The 8,176-nt window shown below is 34.3% G+C and carries 9 protein-coding genes and 3 tRNA genes; 4 read left to right on the top strand and 8 right to left on the bottom strand.

Annotated elements, in window-relative coordinates; genetic code table 11:
* On the bottom strand, positions 1 to 230 hold a 230-nt coding region (locus tag ACXJH6_RS05185), incomplete at its 3' end, for an SDR family NAD(P)-dependent oxidoreductase (RefSeq protein ID WP_456470694.1).
* A gap of 83 nt (positions 231 to 313) precedes the next feature.
* Between ACXJH6_RS05185 and ACXJH6_RS05180 the strand changes: the two genes are divergently transcribed.
* Positions 314 to 1,042, top strand: coding sequence for a YdcF family protein (locus ACXJH6_RS05180; RefSeq protein ID WP_456470693.1), 729 nt, complete (start codon positions 314 to 316; stop codon positions 1,040 to 1,042).
* On the opposite strand, the gene ACXJH6_RS05175 is transcribed toward ACXJH6_RS05180, so the two are convergent.
* Both ACXJH6_RS05175 and thrC read right to left on the bottom strand, forming a co-directional pair.
* A complete protein-coding gene (locus ACXJH6_RS05175; protein WP_456470692.1) occupies positions 1,034 to 1,906 on the bottom strand; it encodes an AEC family transporter in 873 nt (290 codons plus the stop codon). The two genes, ACXJH6_RS05180 and ACXJH6_RS05175, sit on opposite strands and share 9 nt — an antisense overlap.
* Complete coding sequence (gene thrC, locus ACXJH6_RS05170; protein WP_456470691.1) at positions 1,906 to 3,429, bottom strand: threonine synthase; 1,524 nt, start codon at positions 3,427 to 3,429, stop codon at positions 1,906 to 1,908. The genes ACXJH6_RS05175 and thrC overlap by 1 nt, the downstream gene beginning before the upstream one ends.
* A gap of 468 nt (positions 3,430 to 3,897) precedes the next feature.
* Here thrC and gap point away from each other — a divergent pair, with 468 nt between their 5' ends.
* Positions 3,898 to 4,911, top strand: a complete 1,014-nt coding sequence (gap, locus tag ACXJH6_RS05165; protein ID WP_456470690.1) for a type I glyceraldehyde-3-phosphate dehydrogenase — start codon at positions 3,898 to 3,900, stop codon at positions 4,909 to 4,911.
* A gap of 7 nt (positions 4,912 to 4,918) precedes the next feature.
* On the opposite strand, the gene ACXJH6_RS05160 is transcribed toward gap, so the two are convergent.
* Positions 4,919 to 5,662, bottom strand: a complete 744-nt coding sequence (locus ACXJH6_RS05160; protein WP_456470689.1) for a transposase — start codon at positions 5,660 to 5,662, stop codon at positions 4,919 to 4,921.
* Positions 5,663 to 5,764: 102 nt separating this feature from the next.
* Between ACXJH6_RS05160 and ACXJH6_RS05155 the strand changes: the two genes are divergently transcribed.
* On the top strand, positions 5,765 to 6,022 hold the full coding sequence (locus ACXJH6_RS05155) for a hypothetical protein (protein ID WP_456470688.1): 258 nt from the start codon (positions 5,765 to 5,767) through the stop codon (positions 6,020 to 6,022).
* Between the two features lies 1 nt (position 6,023).
* Complete coding sequence (locus ACXJH6_RS05150; protein WP_456470687.1) at positions 6,024 to 7,196, top strand: methyl-accepting chemotaxis protein; 1,173 nt, start codon at positions 6,024 to 6,026, stop codon at positions 7,194 to 7,196.
* Here the strand turns inward: ACXJH6_RS05150 and ACXJH6_RS05145 are convergent.
* From ACXJH6_RS05145 to ACXJH6_RS05130, 4 genes are all read right to left on the bottom strand, one after another.
* Positions 7,186 to 7,629, bottom strand: a complete 444-nt coding sequence (locus tag ACXJH6_RS05145) for an outer membrane lipoprotein (RefSeq protein ID WP_456470686.1) — start codon at positions 7,627 to 7,629, stop codon at positions 7,186 to 7,188. The two genes, ACXJH6_RS05150 and ACXJH6_RS05145, sit on opposite strands and share 11 nt — an antisense overlap.
* Positions 7,630 to 7,894: 265 nt before the next feature.
* Positions 7,895 to 7,970, bottom strand: a tRNA-Val gene (locus tag ACXJH6_RS05140).
* A 1-nt stretch (position 7,971) separates the two neighbouring features.
* Positions 7,972 to 8,048 (bottom strand) — tRNA-Asp (locus tag ACXJH6_RS05135).
* Positions 8,049 to 8,051: 3 nt separating this feature from the next.
* Positions 8,052 to 8,127: transfer RNA gene (locus ACXJH6_RS05130), tRNA-Glu, on the bottom strand.
* Positions 8,128 to 8,176 lie beyond the last annotated feature (49 nt).

Here is an 8,176-nt window from a genome sequence, read left to right as displayed (position 1 = left end):
GAAATACCGGCGTTTGCAATAACCAAATCAAATTTTACGTCTAGGTTTTTGAAATAATGTGCCACTTTTTCCAAATCCGAAAGGTCAAGTTTGATTGGCACTACATTTTCAATATCTTTTAAACTGTTTATGTTTCTTGCCACGGCATATATTTTGTTTTTGCCGTCATTGTATCTGTTTACAAGCTCACGCCCTATCCCTCTGCTCGCTCCCGTAATTAAAATATTCATAAATATCCTTTTTCCATTCTTTTCTTTCTCTCCTCTCCCTCTTTTCCCATCCATTTTGCTACAATTCCACAAAAAGGCTCTAAATGTTTATTGTCTCAAAACTTTTTACTTACCTTTGTCTGCCGCCCGGAATTTTTGTAATTATACTTTTTTTGGCCGGATTTTATGCAAAAAAAGCAAAAATTATATTTTTTTCTGCCGCCGTGTTACTTTGGGCGATTTCGACCAAATTTGTTTCCAATCTTTTACTTTATCCGCTTGAACATAATTTTAAAGCGGATAACATTACTCCAAGCTCAGTTGTGGTTTTAGGGGGAGGCACAAATTCAAACGATGTATTAAAAGCAAATCCGGATGCATTTAAAAGGGAAGTTTATGGGCTTTTAATTGCAAAGGAAAACAATCTTCCTTTTGTCTTCACCGGAGGCGGCATAAAAAAGATAAAAGAAGCTGAGAACATAAAAAAAGATATAGAATTAATAACAAAAACATGCGATTGCAAAATAAAAACATATTATGAAGGCAAATCTCTCGACACATATGAAAATGCAAAATTCACCGCCGCCCTTTTTAAAAAATTAACCATTCCTAAAAAAATATATCTCGTAACAAGCGCATATCATATGAAAAGAAGCGTTAAACTATTTAAAAATTTCGGATTTAAAATTATCCCCAAACCCGTCGGATTTTTTTACAACCCCGCGTATACGGTATGGGATATCTTCCCAAATGCGGGGAGCTTTTTTCGTTCATACAAAGCGATTCACGAATATTTCGGACTCTTAAGCCTTAAACTCAGGGGATTAGATTAAAAAAAAGACTATCGGTAAAAAAATAACGGAGGTTAAGATAATCAAAAGTGCAACTTTTCTAGGATACAAATCAAAAAGGGCGGCAAGGTTAACGTTAGTAACCGCTAACGGAGTAAAAATTTCAAGCAACACCGTTTTTAAAAAAAGCGGCTTTAAATTAAACATCTTTAAAACAAAAAAACCTACAAGCGGAAAGATTATGAATTTGTTAATCACTGTAATAATTCCAAGTTTAGCACTGATTTCCCTTGTTTTAATCTCCGCCACATATATTCCGAATATCAAAAGCTGCACCACAATCGAAGCAAATGCCCCCATTTGAAGTATTTTCATAATATCTTTATTAAACGTAACACCTGATATATTAATTATCAGAGCAAGTATACCAAACCACATAACCGGAATTTTTATAATTTTAAAAAAAGCATCTTTAAACGAATATTTACCGCTTGCAAAGAAAAAAATACCGAAACTGTATATAAAAAATATATTCGCAAGATTAACTATAGTAGCAATACTTGCACCTATATCGCCAAAGAGAGCGTAAGAGAGAGGAATTCCGAGATTTCCGGTATTTCCTATAAGCGGCGTAAGAGAGGCTATAATTTTTTCTTTTTTATCTTTTATTGAAAAAGTTAAAGCAAAGGTAAAAACCAGACTGATAAAAACCGCCGCAAGATATGCAATAGGAGAAATTATCAAATCATAATTTATAGGGATAAGCATAATACCCCAAAGGGTAAGAAAAGGCTGTAAAAAATAAGTGGAAAGTATTACCAAAGTTTTGCCGTCAATTTCATTAAATCTTTTTTTTGCAAAAAAACCTAAAACAATAAATATATAAATACCGATAACGGTTATCACTATTTTCCGTTTGTAATAAATTCGATAATTTTTTCTTTTATTTCGTCCTTATTAATAACTGTTTCGTTAATCTCTTTTTCAAAAAGCCCTCTTATGCTATCAGGCGCCTTAACATCGTAATGCGCCTCAATATAGGCAATAGCATCTTTATCGCTTAAAGTATTTTCTTCAAGTTCGGCAATTTCACGGTTGATATCCTCTTTCGTAAGGGCTTTATAAACGCTTGGAGCGAATTTTGTCCACTCGGCAGTAGAATAAGCAACTACTTTGTTATTAATCTCACCTTTTTCTTTTAGGTATTCATATGCCTTAACGGCCGTTGCGGTATGTGCGTCCATTATGTAATTGCCCTCTTTCGCATATTTTGCGATTATCTCCTCACACTCCCCGTCAGTTGCAAAATCCGCAAGAAAATCCTCTTTAATTTTTGCATGTTCTTCTTCGCTCAATTCAAAATACCCGTTTTCTTCAAGTGAAGTCATAAGCTCTTTAGTTCTCTCTTCTCCGAATTTATCGAAAAGCACCCTTTCTACATTGCTTGATTTTAATATATCCATGGCAGGTGAAATGGTATGAATAAGTTCTTTATCCCTTAAATCGTATTTTCCGTATTTTACGAATTCATATAAAATATTGTTTTTATTGGATGCTATTACAATTTTTTCAATCGGAAGACCCATTTTTTTAGCATAATACGCACCTAAAGCGTTTCCGAAATTTCCGCTTGGAATAATTACGTCTATTTTATCCGTCATATCAATTTCGGCGTTTTCCACAAGTTTTAAATAACTCCAGAAATGATAAATAATTTGAAAAATAATTCTTCCGAAATTCACGCTGTTTGCGGCTGATAGTTTTATGTCGTTTTCTTTTAACGTATTTCTAAAATCTTCATCTTTCAAAAGTGCTTTTAAAGCAGTTTGCGCATCATCAAAGTTTCCGATAATTCCGAGTACTTTTTCATTTTCGGCATCAGTTGTCACCATTTGAAGTTTTTGCACTTCGCTCGTTCCTTCATGGGGATAGATACACACAACCTGAATGTTTTCTTTGTTTTCAAACGTTTTAAGAGTAGCAGGTCCCGTATCTCCGCTAGTTGCTGCTAAAATCAAATAGTTTTCGTTTCTCTGTTTTGCTAATGCGGAAAGAATTACACCAAAAGGCTGTAGCGCCATATCCTTAAACGCTCTTGTCGGTCCGTGCCATAGCTCTCCTACAAAAAGATCTTTATCGAGTTTAACCACAGGCACGACGTCGGGGTCGTCAAATTCCCTTAAATACGTATATAAAGCTTTTTCAATCAAATCTTTATCGATATCGATTTTAAAGAGTTTAAGTATTCCTCTTGCAAGATGTCTGTATGTTTTTTCACCTTCCACATCATAATATCTGTTTAAAAACCTCTCATCGATTTTCGGTAATTTACTTGGAACATATAGTCCGCCATTTGGAGCCGCAGGATTAAGTATCACCTCACTGAAAGTTTTCTTTTCGTCAGTTCCACGAGTTCCGATGAATTTCATTATAAAACCTTTTTTAATGAAATTATACATTAATTCAATGGTCAATGGAAAATGGATAATGGAAAATGAGCACAGCAAACCCGGCTACTTAAAAAGTGGCGGAGTAGAGAATGGAAAATATGGGATTTTTTTTAGCTGACAACAACCTCAAAACACTAATACCAATCCCCAAAATAAATCAAACATTTATTTTGGGGGAAAAGAAAAGGGTACTGACTAAATAAAGTGAAACAATTGCAAATTTTAACGGAGAAAAAGCGTTAAAAAAAGTGCACTTAACCCGAAGGGCGCTTTACATACGTATGAAGTGCAAGTTTACACAAAATTTTCATTAAAATCCGCAACCTTGTCTTTTTTTACTTTTTTGTTATTTACATTTTTTCAGCATGAAACAGCCCTGGTCGTCAAACATCCTTGTTATATCTGTTTTTTCTTTTTTGATATAATTTTATAAAAAAAGGAAATACAATGGCAAAAGTAGCAATAAACGGACTTGGAAGAATAGGAAAAATGGTTTTATGGCATTACATTCAGACAAAACCTGAAAACATAGAAATCACTGTAGCAAACGGAGGAAGCGGAACACCGGAAGATTTGGCTTATATGCTAAAATTTGATTCTGTTCATGGAAGATTTCCGGCAAGTGTTGATTATACTGATGAGAGTTTAATCGTTGACGGGAAAGAAATAAAAATAGTAAGCGAAAGAGACCCTGCTAAACTTCCTTGGAAAGAGATGGGAATTGATATTGTAATTGAAGCCACAGGAAAATTTACTGAAAGAGACGCGGCGGCTAAACATATAGAAGCGGGAGCAAAAAAAGTTATAATTACGGCTCCGGGTAAAAATGTGGATAAAACATTCGTTCTTGGAGTAAACCATAACGAATACGACCCTCAAAACCATCATGTAGTTTCAAACGCTTCTTGTACAACAAACTCTTTAGCACCGGCTATGAAAGTACTTGAAGAAGTGTTTGGAGTAGAAAGCGCTTTAGTTACAACTGTACACGCATATACTTCAAGCCAGGTAACTATAGATAAGAAAAAACCCGGAAAACACAGAAGGGGAAGAGCCGCGGCTGTTAATATCATTCCTACAACAACAGGGGCGGCAAAAGCCACAATAGAAGTTATACCAAGTCTAGCTGGAAAAATGCATGCGATGGCTTTAAGAGTACCGGTACCTGACGTTGCAGTTACGGATATAAGCGTAACATTAAAAAAAGAAACCACTGCAGAAGAGATAAATAAAGCGTTTAAAGAATATGCAAACAACCAGTTAAAAGGAATTTTAGACATTACATACGATGAAGTGGTATCAACCGATATGATAGGGAATCCTCATTCAAGCATTATAGACGGTCTTACTACAAGTGTGGTTGACGGAAATAAAGCTAAAATTTTAGCATGGTATGACAATGAATTCGGTTACAGCAGAAGAGTACTTGAACTTGCAAGTTTAATGGCGGAGAAATTATAATCTCCGCTTAACTTTTTGCAAGCTTACTTACATAAGCGTTGGAAACTCCTAAATATCTTGCTATTTCACTGTATTTATATCCGTTTGCCTTAGCCGCTTTAATAGCTTCTTTTTTATCTTCATATTCGGCAAAGAAATCACTAAGTTTTTTTCTAATCACTTTTATATTTCCATCTTCATCTTTTATAATTTTAGGCTCTTTATAAATTTCATCAAGTTCAAAGCGTTCAAGGGGTTTTTTCAGCCACTCCATATATTCTTCAAGAGGCTTCGATAAAATTTTACTGCCCTCTATAATTTCACTGAATTTAGATTTTTTAAGCCTTAACGCCAAAGACTGATAATCCCACTGCGTAATATCATCCACTATTCCCAGGGCTAAAGCATTTCTTTCTATATATTTAACGACTTTCCAAAAATGCTCTTCATCAAAAAGCATATAACTCTCAAATCTGCCTTTCCAAAGATGTCCTATTCTCCCGGTTTTATAGTTATACCAAGCGGCATAAGCACTGTTTAAAAACCTCATAGCTTCCGAAATGTTAGGAAGATGTGTTTCTATTAAAATATGATAATGGTTAGGCAAAATAGTAAAAGCATGAAAAGTGACTTTATAATCGTATTTTGTTTTTAACATTAATTCCATAAATTTAAAATAATCTTCTTTTTCGCTAAATACTTCACTCTCATTTACACCACGATTTACTATATGATAAAATCCGGGTTCGTTTATTCTTGGTTTTCTCGCCATCTTATTTCCCTTTATATCTTATAATCAATAAACTTTACAAAAATTATACAAAATTTTTAAAAATTTAGCTAAAATTATTTAAAGTAAAATAAAAAAGGACATGTGTTAGAAATAACAAAACCAATCATTACCATCAATGAGGCCGATGAAATTATTACAATTCTTGAAAAATTAGGCTCAAAATATGATAATATTACAGTTCAGGTAAAAAATTCGTTTTCTTTTCCTTCAAGCATTATAGCTGAACTTGAAAAACTAAAAAACGAAGGAAAGACTATAAAAATAATCGTTAGTGACGATATAATTTACGAACTTTTTAAAAACCTTAATTTAGATAAAATTTTTGTAGTAAAGGGATAAAATGCATTCCATTATAAAAGACTTTAACTTAAAACTTTTAGGTGTAAATATTATTACATCTGCGATTTTATTGTTATATACATATTTTACGGATTCCAAAGCTTTCTTAGAAACGGCAATAGAGCATATTATCGTAGCTGTTGTTATTCAAATCGCGGCTTATTATTTACTGAAAATTTACGTTATAAAACCCATTCGGGAATTTATAGAAATTTCTAAAGAAATAAGCGAAGGAGATGGGGACCTTACCAAACAGATAGAAATAAAACAGCAAAACGAAATAAAACTTGCCGCAAATTACATTAACAAATTTATATCCAACGTAAGGAAAATTATTATAGACGTTCAGACACTTTCATCCAATATTACCACAAACGCCCTTAAGTTAGAAGAAATTACAAAAGAATTAAAACACACCATCAAAGAAACGGATAAAGAAGCAAATTCAATATCGGAAATATCAAATTCACTTTCAAAACATCTAGATAAAACGGAAGAATCGGTAACATCAACAACAAAAACGCTTATGGAAACTTCTAAATTTTTAGAAAAATTTGCTCTTGAACTAGATAACGCAATCGAAGAAATAACAGCCATCAATTCTAAAGAACAGGAACTAAATAACCTTCTTAACAACCTCAACGCTCAAACGGAGGAAATTAAAAATGTTTTAAAAATTATAAGTGACATAACCGAACAAACGGAACTTTTAGCCCTTAACGCGGCAATTGAAGCGGCAAGAGCAGGCAAACATGGAAGAGGATTTGCCGTAGTAGCGGATGAAATTAGAAAACTCGCAGAAAAATCAGGAGAATCTTTAATATATATAGAAAAAATAGTTAAAACAATTACTAAAACAATAGAAAACACCAATAAAGAAATATCCCAAAATTCCGAAAAAATGAACCACCTTGCAAAAAACACCCAAAATATTCAACTTGACTTAAAAGGAATTTTGGAAATGAATAAAGAAAACATAGAATACGCCAAAATTGCAACCAAAAACGTAACTATTATGGCTCATAACTCAAAACAGTTAATCGAACACTCTCAAAACCTTACAAATATTTCTTCAAAAAACTTAGGAATAGCAAACGCTATAGAAAATGTGGCAAATTCCCTAAAAGAAAAACTTTCATCTCTAAAAGAGATAATTTCAAAATTTAAAACTTGATTTTTTCAATTCTCACCACTCTGTTTCCTTTTTTTACCACTCTTACCTTTTCACCTACTTTTAAATCGACACCTTTTACTACAACGGCTATATTATTGCCGTTTTCAAGTCTTATAAAAACTTCCTGAGCATTTGCTTTATCTATTTCTCTTCCAGCAAAAGCACCGGCTATTCCGCCTATTAAAGCCGAAACAAGACGTCCTTTTCCCCTGCCCATCATACTTCCAAGCACTGCACCGCTGTAAGCTCCTATTACAGCCCCGCTCCCGTCGTCTTTTATAACAACATTTTTAATATCCTCCACTATCCCTTCTTCATAGGATAAAACAGAATTAACATCGTTTAAAGCAACTTCGTTTGAATTATACATTTTTGTACATCCCGCGTTAAAAATCAAAAAACATCCGCATACTGCCGCTAAAAATCTTTTCATACCCGCTCCTTTATATTATTATACCAAAGCACAAAACATCTCTTACATTTATCTTTTCTTGGCACTGACTAAATACACTCAACAAGAGTGCAAATTTTTTAACACTTCGAAAAAGCTAAAAAGTGCAAACAATTTTTGTATCAACCAAGATATCAAAAAAATTTTTGGGAATTTTATTAATTTTATTGGGAGTTTTACATTTTGGACAGATTATAATATTTTTCATATGTTATCTTAAAGTGACTGTCACTATTTGTATAGCAAATGGTGGTCGCTGCAGGGCTCGAACCTGCGACCCCCAGCTTGTAAGGCTGGTGCTCTCCCAGCTGAGCTAAGCGACCGTGGCGGAGCCGACGGGACTCGAACCCGCGACCTCCGGCGTGACAGGCCGGCATTCTAACCAGCTGAACTACGGCTCCTAGTGGCGTCCCCAACGGGATTCGAACCCGTGTCGCCGCCGTGAAAGGGCGGTATCCTAGACCACTAGACGATGGGGACAGATGGTGACCCGTGCTGGATTCGAACCAGCGGCCCTCTGCTTAAAAGG

The organism is Caminibacter sp., assembly GCF_053999135.1.
Note: the sequence above shows the minus strand (reverse complement) of the source record. Positions and strands in the feature narration are given on the sequence as shown.

What these genes read in the sequence shown, in the direction of transcription:
- ACXJH6_RS05150 (WP_456470687.1), top strand. Translation starts at nt 6,024, where the DNA reads ATGCATTCCATTATAAAAGACTTTAACTTAAAACTTTTAGGTGTAAAT.
- gap (WP_456470690.1), top strand. Translation starts at nt 3,898, where the DNA reads ATGGCAAAAGTAGCAATAAACGGACTTGGAAGAATAGGAAAAATGGTT.
- ACXJH6_RS05160 (WP_456470689.1), bottom strand. Translation starts at nt 5,662, where the DNA reads ATGGCGAGAAAACCAAGAATAAACGAACCCGGATTTTATCATATAGTA.
- ACXJH6_RS05180 (WP_456470693.1), top strand. Translation starts at nt 314, where the DNA reads ATGTTTATTGTCTCAAAACTTTTTACTTACCTTTGTCTGCCGCCCGGA.
- ACXJH6_RS05145 (WP_456470686.1), bottom strand. Translation starts at nt 7,629, where the DNA reads ATGAAAAGATTTTTAGCGGCAGTATGCGGATGTTTTTTGATTTTTAAC.
- thrC (WP_456470691.1), bottom strand. Translation starts at nt 3,429, where the DNA reads ATGAAATTCATCGGAACTCGTGGAACTGACGAAAAGAAAACTTTCAGT.